A 20,996-nucleotide genomic window follows, 5' to 3' on the forward strand; every position below is an offset into this window, starting at 1 on the left:
TCCCGGTGGGTGGGCGCACAGGTCATCGCTTCGAGAACGGAAGACTTGATGCGACAGTCACGACAGACCCGGTTCCTGGCCGGCTTCGGCGCGGTGGCGATCACCGCCGCGGCGTCCACCCTGTTGGCTTCCCCCGCCCAGGCCGCCGAAGGGGAGATCCGCGCCGCGGACGCGGCCGAGAAGGTGCACGGCAGCTTCATCGTGAAGCTGAAGGAGGGCTCGGCTGACTCCGCCGCGTCGTTGGCCGCCCGCTACGGCGGCAAGGTCGACCGCGTGTTCAGCAAGGCCCTCAACGGGTTCACCGTGTCGCTGCCGGAGTCGGCGGCGAAGCGCCTGGCGGCCAACCCGGCCGTCGAGTACGTCGAGCAGGACCAGGTGTTCCACGTCGAGGCCACGCAGACCAACCCGCCGTCGTGGGGGCTGGACCGGATCGACCAGAAGAACCTGCCGCTGGACTCGAAGTACAGCTACACGTCGACCGGCACCGGCGTGAACGTCTACGTCGTGGACACGGGTGTGCGGATCAGCCACTCGACGTTCGGCGGCCGGGCCCGCAACGGGTTCGACGCGGTCGACAACGACAACGTGGCGCAGGACGGCCACGGCCACGGCACGCACGTGGCGGGCACCGTCGCGGGCAGCCAGTACGGCGTCGCGAAGGGCGCGACGATCTACGGCGTGCGGGTGCTGGACAACGCCGGCAGCGGCACCACGGCGGGTGTCGTCGCGGGCATCGACTGGGTGACCAAGAACCACGTCAAGCCGGCGGTGGCGAACCTGAGCCTCGGCGGCGGCGCGTCGACCACGATCGACAGCGCGGTGCGCAAGTCGATCCAGGCCGGCGTCACGTACGCGATCGCGGCGGGCAACAGCAACACCAACGCGGGCAGCACCTCGCCGGCTCGGGTCACCGAGGCGATCACGGTCGGTGCGACGGAGAAGAACGACGCGCGGGCCAGCTACTCGAACTACGGCTCGGTGCTGGACATCTTCGCGCCGGGGTCGGGCATCACGTCGTCGTGGAACACCTCGGACTCGGCCACGAACACCATTTCGGGCACCTCGATGGCCACGCCGCACGTTGCGGGCGCGGCGGCGCGGTACCTCCAGAACAACCGCGCGGCGACGCCGGCGCAGGTCGCGTCCTACCTGGTCGCCCAGTCCACGGCGGGCAAGGTGACCAGCCCGGGGTCGGGGTCGCCGAACCGGCTGCTCTACCTGGCGCCTGGCGCCTGATTGTCTGAATCGCGGTGCCGCCTCCGGTCCTTCGGGCCGGGGGCGGCTTCGTTCGTGGGTTCGGAGGGTTGCGACGTCAGTCTGCTGACAACATCGGAACCCAGTACGCCATCACCCGGCGCACACGCTGCTGATGGGCTGCGATCCAGCCGTCCGGAAGGGCGAGCGGGACTCTCACGGTGACCATGGATCCCGACTCGTCCTCCACCACCACCTCCGGACAACCACGCTCACCGCTGAGCTGGATCCGGACGGCCGGCCCCCTGCCCTGGTCCATCCAGGCGACGTCCTCGCCGGTGTCGAGCCTGTTCAGCGCATCCGCCCAGCACTCCAGTTCCGGGGTGGACAGCACCAGAGCGACACGGCCGGACACGAAGGGCGTCCGAACCGCGATTGCGGCGTCCAGCCCGGCGTTCCACTGGGGATGGCGCCCCAGGACGGTGACGGTGACGCTGTTCCCCTCGTCATCGGCGAGGGAGATGAGCTCCCTCGTGGCGATGTCGCCCATGGCTGTCCCTTCATCGGCGAGTAGTGGGATCGCCGCCCTGCCGGGAGTGCGCCCGCCACTCCGTTCGATATGAGTTTCGAGTGGAACCAGTTTTCGAGTTGCCTGGGTTTTCAAGCGGCGCTCGCCGCTGGGCAGGCCGCCGGGGGAGGAAGGGCACGCCGTGTTCTCCCCGTATGGCCTGGTCGGGAGACAACCACCCTTGAGCAGGTAGTGCAAGCGGAAAGCGTGCTTGCACTACCTGCTCAAGCGCGGTTCGCTGCGCGCAGGCCATACGGGGAGAACACGGCTCGGGGGTGGGTGGGGGCAGGGGTGAGGGGGTTAGCGCTCTTGTACCTTTTTGAACTTCAGTTGTTTTACGGGTTTTCCGTCGGTTTTGCTGGTTACCGGGGTGACGCCGGCGGTTGCGACCTGGTCGATGATGTCCAGGCCCTTCGTGACCTTGCCGATGATCGGGTAGTCCGGGGGGAATTCGCTGTCCTTGTAGACGATGAAGAACTGGCTGCCGTTGGTGCCCGCCGTCGCCCTGTTGGCCATGCCGATCACGCCGCGTTCGTAGCCGCCGGTTCGGGCTTCGGGGTCGTCGTAGCGGTAGCCGGGGCCGCCCAGGCCGCTCGTGGTGGGGTCGCCGCACTGGACGATCCAGATGCCCTCCGTCACCAGGCGGTGGCAGGCGTTGCCGTCGTAGAGGCGCTTCTCGACCAGGTGCCGGAAGCTGTGCACGGAGCACGGCGCGGAGGCGGCGTCGAGGGTGAACTCCAGGTCGCCGAGGGCGGTGTCCAGGCGCATCACGACCTCGCCGCCGGACGGGACGTCCTTGCCCGACGGGGGTTCGACGGCCTTGTTGTTCGCCTCTTCGGACGTGTCCACGTAGGTGCACTCGACCGTGGGCACCTCCGGCAGCGGGCCCGCCACGGGGGTGCCCTGGATCGTGTAGGCGCAGCCGCTGCCCAGCAGGAGGAACACGGCGCTCACCAGCAGGCGTCTGACCACCGCGTGATCATAGGCACGCGAGGAGGGGCGGCGAGGGGCCGAAGCAAACCTGGTGGCGGGTTCCGGGGGGTCGTTGGCTAGCCTTGACGACCAAGCGACATTCAGCTAGCACCTTGAGACCTGAGGAGTGCAGTACCCGTGATGCGCACGCACGAGGCCGGGACGCTCCGCGCCGAGCACGCCGGGCAGTCCGTCACCCTGACCGGGTGGGTGGCCCGCAGGCGCGATCACGGCGGCGTGATCTTCATCGACTTCCGGGACGCCTCGGGGATCGCGCAGGTGGTGTTCCGCGAGGGCGAGATGGCCGAGCGCGCCCACCGGCTGCGTTCCGAGTTCGTGGTGAAGGTCGTCGGCGAGGTCACCCTGCGACCGGAGGGCAGCGCGAACCCCGACCTGCCCACCGGCGCGATCGAGGTCTACGCCTCCTCGCTGGAGGTGCTCAACGAGTCCGCGCCGCTGCCGTTCCAGTTGGACGACCACCTGGAGGTCGGCGAGGAGGTCCGCCTCAAGCACCGCTACCTGGACCTGCGCCGCAGCGGCCCGGCCAAGGCGATCCGGCTGCGCAGCGAGGCCAACCGCATCGCGCGGGACGTGCTCGCCGGCGAGAACTTCGTGGAGGTCGAGACCCCCACGCTGACCCGGTCCACGCCGGAGGGCGCGCGCGACTTCGTGGTGCCCGCGCGGCTGCGCCCCGGCTCCTGGTACGCGCTGCCGCAGTCGCCGCAGCTGTTCAAGCAGCTGCTGATGGTGGGCGGTCTGGAACGGTACTACCAGATCGCGCGCTGCTACCGGGACGAGGACTTCCGCGCCGACCGGCAGCCGGAGTTCACCCAGCTCGACATCGAGATGAGCTTCGTCGAGCAGGACGACGTCATCGCGCTCGCCGAGAAGATCCTGGGCCGGCTGTGGAGCGGGCTGGCGGGGTACGAGATCACCCTGCCGATCCCCCGGATGACCTTCGCCGACGCGATGGCCAAGTACGGCACGGACAAGCCCGACCTGCGGTTCGGGTTGGAGCTGACCGAGCTCACCGAGTACTTCCGGGAGACGCCGTTCCGCGTCTTCCAGGCCCCGTACGTGGGTGCGGTGGTCATGCCCGGCGGCGCGGACCAGCCCCGGCGCACGCTCGACGCGTGGCAGGAGTGGGCCAAGCAGCGCGGTGCGCGTGGTCTGGCGTACGTGCTGGTCGCCGAGGACGGCACGCTGGGTGGTCCGGTCGCGAAGAACCTCTCCGAGCAGGAGCGGGCCGGGCTGGCCGAGGCCGTCGGGGCGAAGCCCGGTGACTGCGTGTTCTTCGGCGCGGGCGAGCCGGACGGCGCTCGCGCGCTGCTCGGCGCGGCGCGGGTGGAGATCGCGCAGCGCACCGGCCTGATCGAGGACGGCACCTGGTCGTTCGTGTGGGTCGTGGACGCGCCGATGTTCGAGGCCGTGGACAAGATCGGCGACGACATCGCGCTGGGCACCGGCCAGTGGACGGCGCTGCACCACGCGTTCACCTCGCCGAACTCCGAGTGGATCGACAAGTTCGAGACCGACCCGGGCAACGCCCTGGCCTTCGCCTACGACATCGTCTGCAACGGCAACGAGATCGGCGGCGGGTCGATCCGCATCCACCGGGCCGACGTGCAGCAGAAGGTCTTCGACATCATGGGCATCGGGGCGGAGGAGGCCCAGGAGCAGTTCGGCTTCCTGCTCGACGCCTTCAAGTACGGCGCCCCGCCGCACGGCGGCATCGCGTTCGGCTGGGACCGGATCACGATGCTGCTCTCGGGTGCGGACTCGATCCGCGAGGTCATCGCGTTCCCGAAGTCGGGCGGCGGCTACGACCCGCTGACCTCCGCGCCGGCCCCGATCTCGGCCCAGCAGCGCAAGGAGGCCGGGGTCGACGCCAAGCCCCCGGCACCGAAGTAGTCGACAGGGCGCCCTCGGGGGCCTGTGGTCGTTCGGCGGCCGCTTTCGGGCATGTGCCCGAGGGCGGCCGCCGTGCGTTCCGGGCTGTTGGTGAGCGGGCGTCGTGGTGGGTCGGGCAGAGTAGTCGGCATGTTGCACCTGCGGGTCGTGTGTCCGGTCGACGCCACTGACGAGGTGTTGGCCGTGCTCAAGGCCCATCCCGGCGTCACGCACGTCGCGTTGTTCCCCGGCGCGGCCATCGAGCCCGCCGGTGACGTCGTGGCGGCCGACCTGGCCCGGGAGGCCACCGACGAGGTCCTCTCGGCGTTGTGCGGGCTGGGGATCGACCACACCGGCGGGGTCACGCTGGAGCAGATCGACACCGCGCTGTCCGACGCCGCCGACCGGGCCGAGGAGGCCGCTCCGGGCGAGGCGGCGGACGCCGTGGTGTGGGAGGAGCTGCTCTCCCGGACCGGGGAGGAGTCGCGGCTCAACGCCACGTTCCTGGCCTTCCTCACCATCGCGTGCCTGTTGGCGGCGGTGGGGGTGGTGACGAACTCGCCCGTCACGATCGTCGGGGCGATGGTCGTCGGGCCCGAGTTCGGGCCGTTGGCCGCGATCGCGGTCGGGATCGTGCTGCGGCGGTGGGACCTGGTCCGGCGGGCCGGGCTGGCGTTGGCGGTCGGGTTCCCGCTGGCGATGCTGGTCACGTTCGGCGGCGCGGTCCTCGGGTCCTACTCGGGGCTGTTCGACCGGACGATGGTCCTGTCCGCCCACCAGGTGGACTTCGTGTTCCAGGTCGGGCCGTTCTCGTTGATCGTGGCGCTGCTCGCGGGTGCGGCCGGGATGCTCTCGATGACGTCGGCGAAGTCCGCGGCCCTGGTCGGGGTGTTCATCTCGGTCACGACGGTGCCCGCCGCGGGGTACGCGGCGATCGCCGCGGTGCTCGGGGAGTGGGCCATCTGCGGGATGTCGGTCCTCCAACTGGTGGTTAACCTGGTGGGGATCGTGGTGGCCGCCGCGGTGGTGCTGGCGCTGCGCAACCGGCGTAGTCGGACCCGTGACCTGGGGCGACCGCTCTCCAACGGCTGACGTCCCACCCAGTGGGAGAGCAGTGTCACTGTGCTGACTTGGTTGCAGTATCGACAAATGGTGGTCGAACCATGCATATGACTACTACCGTCACGGTGCCCGGACGGGTTCTGTCAGGTCGGTGGCCACCGGGGTAGGGTCGGAGGGGATGAGCGTGGAGATCACCGCCGGCCCGGCGGACGTCGACGACGCCGCCGACTCCGACCTGCTCGCGGCGGTGACCGCGGCCGAATCGGTGCTCAGCGGGCGGTTCGGCGCGACGGTGCGGCTGGCCGACCCCGAACGGCTCGGTGGAGCCGGCCGGTCCGTGGTCGTGCGCGTGCGGGTGGCCTCGACGCCGTTCTCGCTGCCGCGCACGCTCGTGGTCAAGCGCTACCCGTCGGCCGTCGCCGACCGTGACCCGTTCGCGCACGAAGCCGTCTCGCACAAGCTGCTCACCGCGCTGCCCGGCGAGGACCGGCTCACCCCGGAGCTCGTCGCCCAGGACAACGGCAAGCGGCTGGTCGTGCTGGAAGACCTCGGCAAGGCACCCCGGCTGGCGGAGAAGCTGCTCGGCTCGGACGCGCGGGCCGCCGAGCGCGGCCTGCTCTCGTGGGCGCACGCGATGGGCCGGCTGCACGCCACCACGGCGGGCCGGGACGCGGACTTCGACGCGTTGATGCGCCGGCAGGGCAGCCAGTGCTGCGCGGACCCGATCGCGGTCGACGTGCACGCCGCCCTGGCCGGTCTGCCGAAGCTGCTCCTTGAATCGTTGGAAGTCGACACCCCGCCCGCCGCGGTGGAGTTCGCCGAGCAGGCGCTGCGCGGTTTCGGCTCGTCCCGCCGGCGTGCGTTCAGCCCGTCCACGTCCTGCCCGGACAACCACCTGGTCACCAGCAAGGGCGTGCGGTTCCTGGACTTCGAGGGCGGCTGCGTGCGCGACATCGTGTTCGACGCGGCGTGCCTGCGGGTGCCGTTCCCGTCGTGCTGGTGCGGCTACGGGCTGCCCGCCGGGATGTCCGAGGCGATGGTGGCGGCGTGGCGGGCCGAGGTCGGCTCGGTGTGGCCGGACCTGGACGACGACGCGGTGTTCCTGCCCCGGCTGCTGGAGTCCCAGCTGCTGTGGGTGTGGCTGGGCACGTGGCGCGGCCTGCCGGGGCTGGACTCGGCGCTGCCGTCCGGGCACCGGCCGCTGGACTCGCCGCCGCGCGGCACGGTGCTCACCGCCCGGTGGGTGCGGCTGCGCTCGGACGCGCTGGCGCTGGGCGTCAAGCCGGTCGTCGCGCACGCCGAGGCGGTGATCGCGGCGCTGGTGTCCCGGTACGGTCAGCAGGCCGCGGAACTGCCGCTGTACCCGGCATTCCGGTAGCGTTCCGCCGGCTGTTCCCGGGTGGACACGTCGTTGCGCGATGGTCGTCGCGTGGCCAAAGCGGTGCGAAGCCTGGTGGTCCTGGGGGACTCGACGACGGTCGGGGTCGGCGATCCGGTCCGCGGCGGGTGGCGGGGTGTGGGTCGGCTGCTCGCGGCGTCCTTCCCGGACGTCGGCTACCTGAACCCGTCCTTCCCCGGCGCGCGGGTGGCGTCGGTCCGGTTCGAGCAGTTGCCCGCGGCCCTGCTCGCCGAGCCCGACGCGGCGGTGCTGCTGGCGGGGATGAACGACACCCTGCGCTCCGACTTCGACGCGGTCCGGCTGCACGAGCACCTGGACGCGATCGTCGGCGAACTCGTCGCGGCGGGCGCGTCGGTGGTGACCGTGCGGTTCCACGACCACAGCCGCGTGTTCCGGCTGCCGGGCGCGTTGCGCCGGGCGCTGTCGGCGCGGATCGCCGAGCTGAACGAGGTGATCGACGCCGTCGTCCGGCGGTACGGCGTCGGGTGCGTCGACCTGGACCTGATGGACGGCGCGTACGCGCTGGAGACCTGGGCGGTGGACCGCCTGCACCCGTCGGAACTGGGGCACCGGCGGCTGGCGCAGGCGTTCGCGAACCGGTTGGCCGAACTGGACTGCGCCGTGCCGAAGCCGGTCAGCCTGGAGTGCAACGGCGGCATCCGGATCACGCCGCTGCACCACCTGGCGTGGCTGGTGTTCAAGGGCGTCCCGTGGCTGTGGAAGCGCGGCCGCGACTTCCTGCCCTTCGCGGCGACCATCGTGTACCGGTCGTGGGTGGGGAAGGCGGAGCAGGGGGCGGCGGCCGGCGGCCACCGCCCCGTCGAGGCGTACCGGCGTCCTAGCTGAGCCGGTAGACCGTCGAGCCGTCGATGGTGGTGGCCGGGTAGTTCTCGGCCACCCAGGCCCCGATCTCGTCGTTGCCGCCGCCGGGACCGCCCATGGACCGCCCGCCCGTCACGTAGTAGCCGACCTGGCCGTCCCGGACGTACTGCTGGAACTCCGCCAACGTGGGAGCGGGGTCGCCGCCGCTCCAGCCACCGATGCCGATGACGGCCTTGCCGCTGGCCAGCGACAGGCTCGCCGCCCCCTGCGCACTGGTCGTCGCAGCCGCCCAGGTGCCAGTGGTCGCCTGGAGCACCTTCACCAGTTCGGAACTCTCCTCGCCCATGGGGCCGCCCAGGTTGTCGGAGTAGTCGGCGGGGCCGGACATCGGGATGGAACCGGCGTGGGGTGTCGCGGCCGTGGCGACGCCGAACGCCGCCGAGGACAGCAGTGCCGCGGCGGCCGCGAGTGCCGCCGTCCGCCGCACGCCCATCACGATCGCCGTGGCGACCACGACCGTCAGAGCGGCGACCGTCCACCGGACCGCCGGGGCCCAGTCGGGGAATCGGTTGAGCAGCGCGAACCCCCAGAACCCGGCGGCCGCGACCATCACCGCGAGGGTGACCCGCACCGGCAAGTGCGCCCGTCCCCGCCACATCTCCCGACCCGCGATGGCGACGATCGCGGCCACGCCGGGCGCGACGGCCACCGTGTAGTACGGGTGCGTGATGCCGCTCATGAAGCTGAACACGACACCGTTCACCAGCACCCACAAACCCCACAGCAGCAACGCGGCCCGCGTGCGGTCGGTGCGCGGTGCGCGGCGGGTGAACCAGAGTCCGGCGACCAGGCCGACGATCGCGGCGGGCAGCAGCCAGGAGATCTCCGCACCCATGCTCGCCCCGAACAGCCGGTCGATGCCGGTGTTGCCGCCGAACCCGACGTTGCCGTTTCCATCGCCCATGACCACGCCCGTCGAGCCGCCGCCGAAGATCCGGCCCAGGCCGTTGTAGCCCATCGCCAACTGCCACAGCGAGTCGTTCGTGGAACCGCCGATGTAAGGCCGGGACGCGGTCGGCCACAGCTCGACCAGCGCAATGAACCAGCCGGCCGACACGACTACCGCGACACCCGCGCCGACCAGGTGCAGGAACCGCTTGCTCAACGACGTGGGCGCGGCTACCAGGTAGGCGACCGCGAACGCGGGCAGCACCAGGAACGCCTGCCCCATCTTGGTCAGGAACGCGAACCCGATCGCGACCCCGGCCAGCGCCAACCACTTCCACGACGCCTTCTCTACGGCCCGGACCGTGCAGTACGCCCCCGCCACCATCAGCAGCACCAGCAGCGCGTCCGGCAGGTTGAACCGGAACATCAGCACCGCCACCGGGGTCAGCGCGAGCGCCGCGCCGGCCAGCAGCCCGGCCACCGCGCCGGACGTGCGCTTCACCGCGGCGTACAACAACCACACCGCCAGCACGCCCTCGATCGCCTGCGGTGCCAGGACCGTCCAGGACGAGAACCCGAAGGCGCGGGCGAACAACCCGCTCACCCACAGCGCCGCCGGCGGCTTGTCCACCGTGATGGCACCGCCGGCGTCCAGCCCGCCGAACAGCCACGCCGTCCAGCTCTGCGCACCGGCCTGGGTCGCGGCGGCGTAGTAGCTGTTGCCCCAGCCGGAATCGGTGAGGTTCCACAGGTACAGCGCCGCGGTGCCGACCAGCAGCACGACCAGGGCCGGCGTGGTCCAGGAACGGCGCGGTGCCGGCGCGGTCGACACCGGCGCGGGTGCCGCGAGAGTGGCGGTCATGACGTGGACTCCAGGGGACGGATGCGGAAGACCCAGTTGCGCAGCAACAGGAATCGCAGGACGGTGGCGAGCAGGTTCGCGCCCACGACGGCGGCCAGTTCCGCCGCGCCGCCGGGGGAGGAGAACTGGTGCAGCACGGCGAGCGCGCCGCTGGTGAGGGCCAGGCCCAGGCCGAACACCAGCAGCCCTTCGAACTGGTGCCGCCCGGCCCCGCGACTGCCGCGCACGCCGAACGTGAACCGGCGGTTGGCGGCCGTGTTGGCCACCGCGGTGACGAGCAGCGCGACGAGGTTCGCCCCCTGCGCGCCCAAGCCTCCCCGCAACACGAGGAACAACAACAGGTAGGCCAGCGTGCTGGCGACCCCGACGGCGGCGAACCGGACCAACTGCCGGAACAACCCGCGGGGCACCCCCGGCGTCACCGGCTCCAGCGGCGCGCGCCCCAACTGGGCCCGCAGCTCGCCGACCGGGATCCGCCCGGACACCAGCCCCCGCGCGACCCGGGCCACGCCCTTGAGGTCGGCCACCGCCGTCGACACGATGTCGACCCGGCTGTCCGGGTCGTCCACCCAGTCCACCGGCACCTCGTGGATGCGGGCACCGGCCCGTTCGGCCAGCACCAGCAGTTCGGTGTCGAAGAACCAGCCGGTGTCCTCGACGTGGGGGAGCAGCCGCCGGGCGACATCGGCCCGGATCGCCTTGAAGCCGCACTGCGCGTCGGAGAACCGGGCCGCCAGCGCACCGCGCAGGATCAGGTTGTAGCAGCGCGAGATGAACTCCCGCTTGGGCCCGCGGACCACCCGCGCGCCCCGGGCCAGCCGACTGCCGATGGCCACGTCGGAGTGCCCGGAGATCAGCGGCGCGACCAGCGGGGCGAGCGCCGCGAGGTCCGTGGACAGGTCGACGTCCATGTAGGCCAACACCTGCGCGTCGGACGCGGACCACACGGCCGACAGCGCGCGCCCCCGCCCCTTCTCCGACAGGTGGACCGTTACCACCTCGGCAAGCTCCTCGGCGAGTTCTCGCGCGACCGCCCACGTGCCGTCCGTGCTGGCGTTGTCGGCGATCGTGATCCGGAACCGGTACGGGAACGTCTGGGTCAGGTCCGCGTGCAGCTTGCGCACGCACGGCGCGAGGTCTCTTTCCTCGTTGTACACGGGGACCACCACGTCGAGCACGAGGGTCGTCGTCGCGAGCGTCATGACGCCAGCCTCGAAGGCGGAGCTGGGCACGGAGTGTGTCATTGCTGTGCGCCCGCTGTGAGGTCGTAGACGTCGACCCCGTCAACGGTCTTCGCGGTGAACGTGTCGGCCACCCACTCGACGATCCGCTCGGCGGCATCCGACCCGCTCTCCCCCCGCATCCCAGCACCCCCGAGGAAGTAGTGGATCCGTCCACTTCGGACCAAATCCTGAAACTGGGCCAACGTAGGCGCGGGATCGGTCCCGTTGAACCCGCCGACAGCCATCACCGGCACCCCGGCACCCAACTGGTACCCGGCCGCGTTGTTGGACCCGACAGCAGCCGCCGCCCACCGGAACTTTCCACTGTTGACCTGCAACAACGAGACCAGCTCGGCCCCTGGGGCAGGCGCGCTCAACAACCCGCCCATCCCACCGCCACGCTGACCGCCAGGCGAGAACACCACCACCCCGCCCCGCATACCGCTCTCCGGTCCCGCACTGGGAATCGCCCCGGAATGCGGAACGGCCGCCGTAGCCATCGAGTAAGCCCCAGGCCCCGACAACGCAGCCACCACTGCAACCGGCACCACAACCACAGCAGGCGCGACCGCAGCCAGGAAGACACCCACCGCACCCAACAGCCCGAGCACCAAGACCACCATGGCCAACCCGGAAGACCACCCCGACAACAGCAGGTAGCACTGCAACGAGGTCACGGCCAACGCCCCGGAAAGCGCCGCCGCCGCAACAGGTTCGTGCCTACGCCGCCACAGCGCCACGGACCCGATCCCGATGATCGCGCCGATGGCCGGTGCCAGCGCCACGGTGTAGTACGCGTGGATGATCCCGCTCATGAAGCTGAAGACCCCGGCGGTGACCACCAGCCACCCACCCCACAGCCCCAACCCGACCCGCTCACGTCGACCGCCGGCCCACGTCCCGGCCACCAGCAGCACCACGGCCGTGGGCAACAACCAGGCGATCTGACTGCCCATCTCGTTCCCGAGCAGCCGACTCCACCCGGTGGACCCCCACCCGCCACCGCCGCCGACACTGCCGACCTCATCCCCGGTCAGCCGCCCGAACCCGTTGTACCCCAACGTAAGCTCAAGAACCGAATTGCTCTGTGATCCCCCGATGTACGGCCGGGACGCGGTCGGCCACAGCTCGACCACCGCGATGAACCAGCCCGCCGACACGACTACCGCGACACCCGCGCCAACCAAGTGCAGAAGCCGCTTGCCCAACGACGTGGGCGCGGCAACCAGATACGCGACCGCGAACGCGGGCAGCACCAGGAACGCCTGAAGCATCTTGGTCAGGAACGCGAACCCCACCGCGACCCCGGCCAGCGCCAACCACTTCCACGACGCCTTCTCGACCGCCCGAACGGTGCAGTACGCGCCCGCAACCAACAACAACACCAACAACGCATCAGGGTTGTTGAAGCGGAACATCAACACCGCGACCGGCGTCAACGCCAGAACCGCACCCGCGATCAACCCGGCCGCAACACCCGCTACCCGCCGCACCGTCGCGTACAGCAGCCAGACACTGCCCACGCCCATCAGGGCCTGCGGAACCAGGATGCTCCACGCGTTGACCCCGAACAGCCGGGCGGAGAGCCCCATCACCCAGACCGAGGCCGGGGTCTTGTCGACGGTGATCGCGCCGGAGGAGTCCGTGGCCCCGAAGAACCAGGCCGACCAGCTCTGGGAACCGGCCTGGGCGGCGGCGGAGTAGTAGGCGTTGGCCCAACCGGAGTCACCCAACCGCCACAGGTACAGGACAGCCGTCCCGGCCAACAACAGCAACAACGGTAGTCGCGCTCGCATGGGGCAAAGCCTGCTGCCCACGCCTGGGCGGTCGTTGTGCCCTTCCTATGAGCAGCCTGTGCGACTCAGCCGGGCAGGCGCACCACGAACCGGGTACGTCCAGGCCGGCTCTCCACGGAAACTTCCCCTTCATGCGCGGCCACAACAGCCGCCACGATCGACAACCCCAACCCAGTGCTGCCCGCAGCACGAGACCGGGAAGTGTCCCCACGCGAGAACCGCTCGAACACCTCCCCCTGAAGACCGTCAGGAATCCCAGGCCCATCATCCGACACCACCATCACCACACAACCACCCCCGCCCCCGCCCCCGCCCCCATCCTCACCCTCACCCTCACACCGAAGCGAGGTCGTAACCGTGGTCCCCGCCGGCGTATGCACCCGCGCATTCGACAACAGATTCACCAACACCTGCTGCAACTTGTGGGCGTCCCCCGACACCGTCACCGGCTCCGGCGGCAGCTCCAACCGCCAATCGTGCTCCGGCCCGGCGATCCGGGCGTCGCTCACGCTGTCCACGACGACCCGCGACAGGTCGACGCTCTCCCGCCCCAGCGGCCGCCCGGCGTCCAACCGCGCCAACAACAGCAGGTCCTCCACCAGCGACGTCATCCGCACGGCCTCGGACTCCACCCGTCGCATGGCGTGCCCGATCTCCGGCGGGACCTCCTCCGAGGTGCGCCGCGTCAACTCCGCGTACCCGCGAATCGCGGCCAACGGCGTCCGGAGCTCGTGACTCGCGTCGGCCACGAACTGCCGAACCCGCGTCTCACTGGCGTGGCGGGCCGACAACGCCTCGCCGACGTGGTCGAGCATCGAGTTCAACGCCAATCCCACCTGTCCGACCTCGGTGTCGGGATTGGCATCGCCTTCGGGAACCCGTTCGGCCAACGCCACTTCCCCCTGGTGCAACGGGAGTTCCGCCACCCGGCCGGCCGTGGCCGCCACCCTCTCCAAGGGCCGCAGCGTCTTGCGGATGATCAAAGCGCCGGCCAGCGACACCGCCACCAACCCGGCCAATGCCACCCCGCCGACGATGAACCCCATCCGGAGCACGACGGAATCCACCTCCGCCATCGGGAGCCCCGTCACCATGACGGTCCCGTCCCGCCCGCGAACCGCCATCACCCGGTGCTCGCCGAGTTCCGCGCCCAACTGGACGGTGCGCGCCGTGGCGTCCGCCGGAACCGACGCGAGCGCCCGCAACTCGCCCGCCGGCAGGTCGTCCGGCCGGTCCTTCCCGGGCTGGATCCTGGTCCCGTCCACCCCTGAGGTCCGGATGAACACCACCAACGTCCCGGGCGGGAAACCGGGCCGGTCCAACGGGTTGGGCGGAATCATGCCGGGCATCAACGGCCCGCCGCGCTCGACGCGACCGGACGCCTCCCGCAGCCGCTGGTCCAACTGGTTGATCTGGAAGTCCCGCAACGCGAACACGCTCACGATCCCGATACCGGCGCACACGATCGCGATCAGCACGACCTGTTCGACGATCAGCCGCGTACGCAGCGGCCAGCGCTTAGGGTGCAGGCTTGAGGACATAGCCCGCACCCCGCATCGTGTGGATCATCGGCGCGCGGCCGACGTCGATCTTCTTCCGCAGGTACGAGATGTAGAGCTCCACGATGTTGGCCTGCCCGCCGAAGTCGTAGCTCCACACCCGGTCCAGGATCTGCGCCTTGCTCAACACCCGCTTCGGGTTGCGCATCAGGAACCGCAACAGCTCGAACTCGGTGGCCGTCAACTCCACGGACGTCCCACCCCGCCGAACCTCGCGGGTGTCCTCGTCCAGGACCAGGTCCCCGACCACCAGCTCGGTCCCGGCGGTGGCCTCGGAAACCCCGGTGCGCCGCAACAACCCCCGCAACCGCAACACGACCTCTTCGAGGCTGAACGGCTTGGTCACGTAGTCGTCGCCCCCGGCGGTCAACCCCGCGATGCGGTCCTCGACGGCATCCTTGGCGGTCAGGAACAAGACCGGCAGCGCGGGAACCTCGGACCGCAACCGCCGAAGCACCTCCAGCCCGTCGAAGTCCGGCAGCATCACGTCCAGCACCACCACGTCGGGCCGGAACTCCCGAGCCACCCGAACCGCCGAAGTCCCGTCCAGGGCAGTGCGGACCTCCCACTTCTCCATCCGCAGAGCCATGGACATCAACTCGGCCAAAGTGGACTCGTCATCGACCACGAGAACCCGAACCGGACTCCCATCGGCCCGCCGAAGCTCAGGAGCAGACACCGCGCGCATACCCCAATCGTCACAAGGCGCCATGAGCCCACCCTGTGCCGCACCTGTGTACCACCTGTGAACAAGGACGGCAGCCCACAACCACACAAACCGCACCCTCGCCGTGTTCTCCCTGTATGGCCTGCGCGCAGCGAACCGCGCTTGAGCAGGTAGTGCAAGCACGCTTTCCGCTTGCACTACCTGCTCAAGGGTGGTTGTCTCCCGACCAGGCCATACGGGGAGAACACGGCGTGCCCTTCCTCCCCCGGCGGCCTGCCCAGCGGCGAGCGCCGCTCTTGCTCTTTCTGTGCTTTCCCCCCCACCCCCACCCGCCCGCCTCGCCCCGCCTCGCCCCGCCCACCGCGCCCCGCAGCCCCGCCCCGCCTGCCCGCCTCGCACCGCCTTGCCCGCGCATGGCGGGACAGCACAGGCGGGATGCAGCGCAGGGCCGGGCTGCGCCGCCGTCCACCCCACACAGGCACGCCCCAACAGCCACACAGCCCACGCACAGACTCCCCGGCCACGTTGGTCGCATGACTACCGAAACCGAGAACCCGACCTGGGGTGAGGAACCTCCACCGCAGGCCACTCCCGGCCCGAGCTGGTCCGGTCGGAAGATCGTGATCGCGGCGGCGATCGCCGTGGGCATCGCGGCGGCCGGCGGTGGCGTCATCTACGCCGCCAGCACCACCCAAGCGGCTCAGCAGGGGATGGGCGGCCCGCGGGGCTACGGCGGACCCGGCATGATGATCATGGGCTCGGGCCCCTTCGGTGACACCGCGCACGGCGAGTTCCAGAACGGCGAGGTCACCGAGCTGAGCGACTCGTCCATCACGGTCAAGAGCACCGACGGCTACACCCAGACCTACAAGATCGACGACAACACCACCGTCAACGGCACCAAGGGCACCTCTGGCCTGGCCAAGGGCAACACCGTCACGCTGATCTCGTCCGACGGCACCGCCACCACCATCATGAACGGCAACGCCCGCGGCCAGCGCGGCAACCGCCAACAGCCCCCCGGCAACCCCAACAGCAACCCCAACAGCGACCCCCGCGGCAACCCCAACAGCAACCCCGGCAGCGAGCCGGAGCAGCCGCCCACCCGCTGAACCCGGTACAACTGTCCGCTATGAAGCGATTGGCGCTCTCGGCACTCCTGGCCACGTTCGCCGTGCTCACGGCGACCCCCACCGCGTTCGCCCACACCGAACTGCTCAGCAGCAACCCGGTCGACGGGGCAACCCTGTCCCAGCCGCCCACGAAGCTGACGCTGACGTTCAGCGAGCCGGTGCCCGCCGAGAGCGCCACCATCACCATCACCGTCCCCGACGGCTCCCAGTGGCCGACCGGCGAGATCGCCGCGACCGGCCCCACCTTGACCGCCCAGGTCACCCCGCAGACCACTCCTCCCGGCCAGTACACGCTGAGTTGGCAGGTAGTCGCCTTGGACGGCGACTACGTCAACGGCAAGACCACCTTCACCCTGCCCTCTTCTCAACCCACCACCCCCTCGACCTCCGCCCCTCCCTCGCCCACCTCGCCCTCAACCACCCCTTCCTCCACCACCTCTACTTCCACCACCGGTGCACCGACCACCGCCGCACCCACCAGCTCCACCGAACCCATCACCGAACCCGCCACCGCAGCCACCCCGCAGCAGCCCGAGTCCGGCGCCCTCATCTGGCCGTGGATCGTCGGAGCCCTGATCCTGGTCGCGCTGGGCGTCGCGGTCGCCCTGCGCCTCAAGGACCGCAAGGAGCAACAGGGTCGCGACGACGAGACCCCCGAGCAGCCGTCCGAATAGGGTCACCCCCATGACCCCAGGGCCCGGTTCGGGCTTCACCCTCACCGTGCTGGGCACCACCGACCTGCACGCCAACGTCTTCAACTGGGACTACTACGCCGACCGCGAGTACGACGACCCGGCCCACGACGACGTCGGTCTGGCCAAGATCGCCACCCTGGTCCGCGAGTTGCGCCGGACCGCGCCGCACGCGCTGCTCATCGACGCCGGCGACACGATCCAGGGCACACCGCTGGGCCACTACTACGCGGCGGTCGAACCGGCCCTGCCACACCCCATGGCCGTGGCGATGAACGCCATCGGCTACACCGCTGCGGCCGTCGGCAACCACGAGTTCAACTACGGCATCCCCCACCTGCGCGCCTTCGAGCGGCAGCTCGACTTCCCCCTGCTGGCCGCGAACGCGCTCACCACGACCGGCGCCCCGGCCTTCCTCCCGCACACCACGGTCTCCGTCCACACGGGTTCGACTCCGCTGCGCGTGGGCATCCTCGGTCTGACGAACCCCGGCGTCGCCGTCTGGGACAAGACCCGGGTCGACGGCCACCTGACGTTCCCCGGCGTGGTCGAGCAGGCGAGGATCGACGTTCCGGCACTGGCCCGGCAATCCGACCTGGTGATCGTCGCCGCGCATTCGGGCGCCGGCCTCTCCTCCTCGCTCGGTGACCTGCTGCCGTTCCCGGAGAACTGCGCCGCCCTGCTGGCGGAGGAGGTCGCGGGCATCGACGCCGTCCTGGTGGGGCACGCCCACGTGGAGATCCCGCAGCGGCACGTCGTCAACCGCGCGACCGGCCGGAAGGTGCTGCTCACCGAACCCCTGTACTGGGGCAAGCGGTTGAGCGTCATGGAGTTCGACCTGGCGGACACGCCGGACGGTTGGCAGCTCACCGAGTCCCGCGCCCACGTCCGCCACACCAACACCGTGCCGGAGGACCCCGCCATCACCGCCCTCCTCCGCACGGCGCACGACCGCGTGGTGACCTACACGAACTCCCGGATCGGCACCTGCCGCACCGCGATGTCCGTCCACTCCGCCCGCTACCAGCGCAACAACGCCCTCGACTTCGTCAACCACGTACAAGCAACAACCCTCGCCCTTTCCCTCTCCCTCCCCGCCGCCGCACCCTTCCCCACCACCGCACCCCTCCCCACCACCCACCCCCTCCCCGTCCTCTCCATCACGTGCCCCTTCACCAGAAACGCCACCATCCCCGCCGGCGACGTGTCGATCCGCGACGTGGCCGCGCTCTACCCGTTCGAGAACACCCTGGTGGGCGTGGAACTGACCGGCTCGCAGCTCAAGGACTACCTCGAACGGTCCGCCACCTACTTCCGCCCGCAGACCACGCCCGGACCGCACCACCCCGACGACCTGACCAACGCCGACGACACCCCCGACTCCCTCTACGACGTCGCGGCCGGCCACACGGCCCCGCTCACCTACGACATCGACCTGGCCAGACCCGCGGGCGACCGCGTCACGAACCTGCACCACGCGCACGCCCCGATCCGACCGGAGGACCGATTCGCCGTGGCCGTGAACAGCTACCGCCAGTCCGGCGGCGGCAACTTCCCGCACGTCCCGACCGCTCCCGTGCTGCACAGCCGGCACCAGGAGATCCGCCGCCTGCTGATCGACTGGGTGGGTGCCGCCGGCGGCCTGGATCCCGCGGCGTTCGGGACCTCGGGCTGGCGACTGGTGGTCGACGGCACCCCGGTGGTCATCCGATGATCCCCGACGTGATCGCGCCGGACCTCGACGTCCTGTTCTGCGGCATCAACCCGGGACTGCTGTCCGAGGCGAAGGGGCAGCACTTCGCCCGCCCCGGGAACCGGTTCTGGCCCGCCCTGCACCTGTCCGGTTTCACCCCGCGCCGGCTCACCCCGGCCGAGCAGGACGAACTCCTGGACCACGGCCTGGGCATCACCAACCTGGTGGCCCGCGCCACCGCGAAGGCCGACGAGCTGACCAGCGCCGAACTGACCGCCGGCGCGGTCACCCTCACCGAACTGGCCGAAGCCCAACGCCCCAGGTTCGTCGCGGTCGTGGGCATCACCGCCTACCGCACCGCCTTCGCCAGGCGCACCGCGCAGGTGGGTCCCCAACCCGAGCCGATCGCCGGTTCGCGGCTCTGGCTGCTGCCCAACCCCAGCGGTCTCAACGCCCACTACCAACTGCCCGACCTGGCCGACGTCTTCCGCGACCTGCGGCTCGCCGTCTCCCGCCACCAGTCGGCCGGCTGACCGGAACCCGCGCCGGCTTCCTCGCCTCCATCACCCGCGCCCCGCAGCACCCGCGCCCGCAGCATCCGCGCCTACAGCTTGCGGAGCCCTTGCAGCACCCGCTCCAGCAGCAGCATGTCCGGCCCGCCCGCCTCGGCCGCGTTGTCGTGCATGGCGACGATCCCTAACGAGATCAGGTCGCCGAGCAGGACCCGCACCACGCCCAGCGGCAGCGCCAGCAACGCGGACACCTCCGCCACCGATCTCGGGTAGGCGCACAGCTCCACGATGGACCGCTGTTCGGGCCCGGTGCTGCGCATGGCGATCGCGACGCCGTTCTCCTCCAACGAGACCAGGGTCTCCAACCGCAGGTCGTAGCTGGAGGAGGTCCGCCCGCCGGTCCACGCGTAGGGCCGGACCAGGGGACCGTTCCACTCCTTCTCCGCGGCCGGGTCCTCGTCCTGCACCGGGGTCACGTCCTCGAAGTGCCCGCTGAACGGCGCAGTCTCCTCCAGGAAACGCCCATCCCCACGCGCCCCCTCCCGCGACCCCGCGCTCGACCTTGAACCAGCGTCCCCTCGCGAACCCGCGTTCGACCTCGACCCGGCAGACCCGCGCTCCTCAAACCGCACGGACCCAGCATCCCGCACTTCAGCCGCGTCCGGCAGGTCCTCCAGACCTTCGTCCAGAGTCCGCCGCGACGCCGCCGGCCCCAACCGGTTGTGACCACCCGCAATCCCCGCTACGGAGTGCACCTGCGGCCGCACGGACGGTGTTGCGGGATGATGACGAGATGCGCATCCGCGAGGTGGAGATCGCCGACGACATGATCCGGCTCGGCCAGTTCCTCAAGCTGGCCGGCCTGGCGGAGAACGGCGCGCACGCGCGCGAGCTGGTCGAGGAGGGCGACGTCACCGTCAACGGCCGGCCGGAGTCCCGCCGGGGAGCGCAGCTGCACCACGGTGACGTGATCGCGGTCGGCGAGGAAAAAGCCCGTTTGGTCGCCAACCACTAGAGCCGCGCACTTTCCGAAGATCCACCTCTTCAGCGACCTTCAGCCCCCGAAGCAACCCCGAACCTTCCGCACACCCGCACACCTGTACGTCATCGAGCAGGTCCGGAAGGCGGCGCGCCCTGCACCCGGTACGCCCACTCCTCGTGCCAGCAGTGCGGGTACACCCCGCGCTGGAAGTACGCCGCCACGCCGTCGATCGGCGCGCGCTCCCGGTCGTGGTAGAGCAGCCAGTAGGGCAGCACCGTCGCCACCACCCAGTTGAGCAGCACCAACGGCAGGTAGAACGGTCCGAGCAGGCGTGCCTGGAACACGTGCACCGCCTCGTGCCGGTCGATCCCGGGCGACACCCCGGCCTGCACCGGCCCCACGGTCGTGGCGAACCCCTTGATCACCCCGTCCCGCAGCCCGATGGTGCCGCTGTGCCGGGTGAAGGCCCGGTCCACCGCGTTCCCGCGCCCCAGCGCGTACAGCAGGAACAGCACTCCCAGCGCGGTGTTGGGCAGGCTCCACGTGAAGTCGATCACCCCGAGCCACCACCCGCGCGGCGAGCGGGGGTACAGCCGGGTGCGCCAGGCCCACCCGCCGTGGAGCGCACCGAGCAGGCCGCCGACTGCCAGCGTCACGTACACGGGCCCATTGTGCACCCGAAGTGAACTGGGTCACTCTTGATGCCCCGGCCGGGTCGGGCATTCCCGCCGCCGGTCACCAGAAGTGCCCGGACCGTTGCGCCGAATAGTCGCTGCCGGTCTGTGAATGGGTGATAGCGGGGTGCCACCCGACTAGTCGGAACCTTAGGGCCATTGGACCCTTTGTGGACTCTCCGCGCACGGTTCGACGCCGGTCGAAAGGCAGGTGTAACGGAAGGCGTCCCAGGATCGATGGATCACCCCGCTCGTGCCCGGCCGGCCCCACCGGCACTGTGGACGCCCTCCACCTGTCACTTCCTGGGCTTTTTCGGGACACTTGTTTGGTAACCGCACGTCACGCGC

General features: G+C 70.5%; 19 protein-coding genes. 10 read left to right on the forward strand and 9 right to left on the reverse strand.

What is annotated here, in order from left to right; all coding sequences use genetic code 11:
- The first annotated feature begins 48 nt into the window (after nucleotides 1-48).
- On the forward strand, nucleotides 49-1,236 hold the full coding sequence (locus BN6_RS12170; protein ID WP_015099930.1) for a S8 family peptidase: 1,188 nt from the start codon (nucleotides 49-51) through the stop codon (nucleotides 1,234-1,236).
- A 76-nt stretch (nucleotides 1,237-1,312) separates the two neighbouring features.
- Here the strand turns inward: BN6_RS12170 and BN6_RS12175 are convergent, their stop codons facing one another.
- The gene (locus BN6_RS12175) at nucleotides 1,313-1,744 is read right to left on the reverse strand and encodes a DUF5959 family protein (RefSeq protein ID WP_015099931.1); all 432 of its coding nucleotides are present in this window, start codon (nucleotides 1,742-1,744) and stop codon (nucleotides 1,313-1,315) included.
- A gap of 318 nt (nucleotides 1,745-2,062) precedes the next feature.
- Complete coding sequence (locus BN6_RS12180) at nucleotides 2,063-2,734, reverse strand: peptidylprolyl isomerase (RefSeq protein ID WP_051075531.1); 672 nt, start codon at nucleotides 2,732-2,734, stop codon at nucleotides 2,063-2,065.
- A gap of 138 nt (nucleotides 2,735-2,872) precedes the next feature.
- Here BN6_RS12180 and aspS point away from each other — a divergent pair, with 138 nt between their 5' ends.
- The 4 genes from aspS to BN6_RS12200 all read left to right on the forward strand — a co-directional run bounded on the left by aspS (nucleotide 2,873) and on the right by BN6_RS12200 (nucleotide 7,931).
- Nucleotides 2,873-4,645 (forward strand): aspartate--tRNA ligase, encoded by a 1,773-nt coding sequence (aspS, locus tag BN6_RS12185; RefSeq protein ID WP_015099933.1) that lies wholly within the window; start codon nucleotides 2,873-2,875, stop codon nucleotides 4,643-4,645.
- 129 nt (nucleotides 4,646-4,774) lie between these two features.
- A complete protein-coding gene (locus BN6_RS12190; RefSeq protein WP_041312641.1) occupies nucleotides 4,775-5,716 on the forward strand; it encodes a DUF389 domain-containing protein in 942 nt (313 codons plus the stop codon).
- A 148-nt stretch (nucleotides 5,717-5,864) separates the two neighbouring features.
- Nucleotides 5,865-7,064 (forward strand): hypothetical protein, encoded by a 1,200-nt coding sequence (locus BN6_RS12195; RefSeq protein WP_041312643.1) that lies wholly within the window; start codon nucleotides 5,865-5,867, stop codon nucleotides 7,062-7,064.
- 51 nt (nucleotides 7,065-7,115) lie between these two features.
- Entirely contained in the window at nucleotides 7,116-7,931 is an 816-nt protein-coding gene (locus BN6_RS12200; protein ID WP_197540263.1) for an SGNH/GDSL hydrolase family protein, read from the forward strand.
- Here the strand turns inward: BN6_RS12200 and BN6_RS12205 are convergent.
- The 5 genes from BN6_RS12205 to BN6_RS12225 all read right to left on the reverse strand — a co-directional run bounded on the left by BN6_RS12205 (nucleotide 7,924) and on the right by BN6_RS12225 (nucleotide 15,007).
- Entirely contained in the window at nucleotides 7,924-9,717 is a 1,794-nt protein-coding gene (locus tag BN6_RS12205; RefSeq protein ID WP_015099937.1) for a glycosyltransferase family 39 protein, read from the reverse strand. The two genes, BN6_RS12200 and BN6_RS12205, sit on opposite strands and share 8 nt — an antisense overlap.
- Nucleotides 9,714-10,961, reverse strand: a complete 1,248-nt coding sequence (locus tag BN6_RS12210) for a bifunctional glycosyltransferase family 2/GtrA family protein (RefSeq protein WP_015099938.1) — start codon at nucleotides 10,959-10,961, stop codon at nucleotides 9,714-9,716. The genes BN6_RS12205 and BN6_RS12210 overlap by 4 nt, the downstream gene beginning before the upstream one ends.
- Nucleotides 10,958-12,736, reverse strand: coding sequence for a glycosyltransferase family 39 protein (locus BN6_RS12215; protein ID WP_015099939.1), 1,779 nt, complete (start codon nucleotides 12,734-12,736; stop codon nucleotides 10,958-10,960). Before BN6_RS12215 ends, BN6_RS12210 begins: the two co-directional genes overlap by 4 nt.
- A 65-nt stretch (nucleotides 12,737-12,801) precedes the next feature.
- Complete coding sequence (locus tag BN6_RS12220) at nucleotides 12,802-14,277, reverse strand: sensor histidine kinase (RefSeq protein ID WP_015099940.1); 1,476 nt, start codon at nucleotides 14,275-14,277, stop codon at nucleotides 12,802-12,804.
- The gene (locus BN6_RS12225; protein ID WP_015099941.1) at nucleotides 14,255-15,007 is read right to left on the reverse strand and encodes a response regulator transcription factor; all 753 of its coding nucleotides are present in this window, start codon (nucleotides 15,005-15,007) and stop codon (nucleotides 14,255-14,257) included. The genes BN6_RS12220 and BN6_RS12225 overlap by 23 nt, the downstream gene beginning before the upstream one ends.
- 488 nt (nucleotides 15,008-15,495) lie before the next feature.
- On the opposite strand from BN6_RS12225, the gene BN6_RS41825 reads away from it, so the two are divergent.
- Genes BN6_RS41825 through mug form a run of 4 tightly spaced genes read left to right on the forward strand, consistent with a single transcriptional unit; the run spans nucleotide 15,496 to nucleotide 19,013 of the window.
- Complete coding sequence (locus BN6_RS41825) at nucleotides 15,496-16,074, forward strand: hypothetical protein (RefSeq protein WP_051075532.1); 579 nt, start codon at nucleotides 15,496-15,498, stop codon at nucleotides 16,072-16,074.
- 20 nt (nucleotides 16,075-16,094) lie between these two features.
- Nucleotides 16,095-16,769: a copper resistance CopC family protein gene (locus BN6_RS41830; protein ID WP_015099943.1), complete on the forward strand. Its 675-nt coding sequence runs from the start codon at nucleotides 16,095-16,097 to the stop codon at nucleotides 16,767-16,769.
- A 10-nt stretch (nucleotides 16,770-16,779) separates the two neighbouring features.
- A complete protein-coding gene (locus BN6_RS12235) occupies nucleotides 16,780-18,501 on the forward strand; it encodes a bifunctional metallophosphatase/5'-nucleotidase (RefSeq protein WP_015099945.1) in 1,722 nt (573 codons plus the stop codon).
- The gene (gene mug / locus BN6_RS12240; protein ID WP_015099946.1) at nucleotides 18,498-19,013 is read left to right on the forward strand and encodes a G/U mismatch-specific DNA glycosylase; all 516 of its coding nucleotides are present in this window, start codon (nucleotides 18,498-18,500) and stop codon (nucleotides 19,011-19,013) included. Before BN6_RS12235 ends, mug begins: the two co-directional genes overlap by 4 nt.
- Nucleotides 19,014-19,084: 71 nt before the next feature.
- Here mug and BN6_RS46605 read toward each other — a convergent pair whose 3' ends face one another.
- Nucleotides 19,085-19,468, reverse strand: a complete 384-nt coding sequence (locus BN6_RS46605; protein WP_041312646.1) for a DUF742 domain-containing protein — start codon at nucleotides 19,466-19,468, stop codon at nucleotides 19,085-19,087.
- Between the two features lie 317 nt (nucleotides 19,469-19,785).
- Here BN6_RS46605 and BN6_RS12250 point away from each other — a divergent pair, with 317 nt between their 5' ends.
- Entirely contained in the window at nucleotides 19,786-20,007 is a 222-nt protein-coding gene (locus BN6_RS12250) for an RNA-binding S4 domain-containing protein (RefSeq protein ID WP_015099948.1), read from the forward strand.
- Nucleotides 20,008-20,096: 89 nt separating this feature from the next.
- On the opposite strand, the gene BN6_RS12255 is transcribed toward BN6_RS12250, so the two are convergent.
- Nucleotides 20,097-20,636, reverse strand: a complete 540-nt coding sequence (locus tag BN6_RS12255; protein ID WP_015099949.1) for a hypothetical protein — start codon at nucleotides 20,634-20,636, stop codon at nucleotides 20,097-20,099.
- Between the last annotated feature and the right edge of the window lie 360 nt (nucleotides 20,637-20,996).

Origin of the sequence: Saccharothrix espanaensis DSM 44229, from assembly GCF_000328705.1 — a bacterium.
Classification (GTDB): Bacteria; Actinomycetota; Actinomycetes; order Mycobacteriales; family Pseudonocardiaceae; genus Actinosynnema; species Actinosynnema espanaense.

Excerpts from the sequence above, each read along its gene's own strand:
- BN6_RS12225 (WP_015099941.1), bottom strand. The coding sequence starts at position 15,007 with ATGGCGCCTTGTGACGATTGGGGTATGCGCGCGGTGTCTGCTCCTGAG.
- BN6_RS12205 (WP_015099937.1), bottom strand. The coding sequence starts at position 9,717 with ATGACCGCCACTCTCGCGGCACCCGCGCCGGTGTCGACCGCGCCGGCA.
- BN6_RS12195 (WP_041312643.1), top strand. The coding sequence starts at position 5,865 with ATGAGCGTGGAGATCACCGCCGGCCCGGCGGACGTCGACGACGCCGCC.
- BN6_RS12250 (WP_015099948.1), top strand. The coding sequence starts at position 19,786 with ATGCGCATCCGCGAGGTGGAGATCGCCGACGACATGATCCGGCTCGGC.
- mug (WP_015099946.1), top strand. The coding sequence starts at position 18,498 with ATGATCCCCGACGTGATCGCGCCGGACCTCGACGTCCTGTTCTGCGGC.
- BN6_RS12215 (WP_015099939.1), bottom strand. The coding sequence starts at position 12,736 with ATGCGAGCGCGACTACCGTTGTTGCTGTTGTTGGCCGGGACGGCTGTC.
- BN6_RS41825 (WP_051075532.1), top strand. The coding sequence starts at position 15,496 with ATGACTACCGAAACCGAGAACCCGACCTGGGGTGAGGAACCTCCACCG.
- BN6_RS41830 (WP_015099943.1), top strand. The coding sequence starts at position 16,095 with ATGAAGCGATTGGCGCTCTCGGCACTCCTGGCCACGTTCGCCGTGCTC.
- BN6_RS12175 (WP_015099931.1), bottom strand. The coding sequence starts at position 1,744 with ATGGGCGACATCGCCACGAGGGAGCTCATCTCCCTCGCCGATGACGAG.
- BN6_RS12170 (WP_015099930.1), top strand. The coding sequence starts at position 49 with ATGCGACAGTCACGACAGACCCGGTTCCTGGCCGGCTTCGGCGCGGTG.
- BN6_RS12235 (WP_015099945.1), top strand. The coding sequence starts at position 16,780 with ATGACCCCAGGGCCCGGTTCGGGCTTCACCCTCACCGTGCTGGGCACC.
- BN6_RS12190 (WP_041312641.1), top strand. The coding sequence starts at position 4,775 with ATGTTGCACCTGCGGGTCGTGTGTCCGGTCGACGCCACTGACGAGGTG.
- BN6_RS12220 (WP_015099940.1), bottom strand. The coding sequence starts at position 14,277 with ATGTCCTCAAGCCTGCACCCTAAGCGCTGGCCGCTGCGTACGCGGCTG.
- BN6_RS12210 (WP_015099938.1), bottom strand. The coding sequence starts at position 10,961 with ATGACACACTCCGTGCCCAGCTCCGCCTTCGAGGCTGGCGTCATGACG.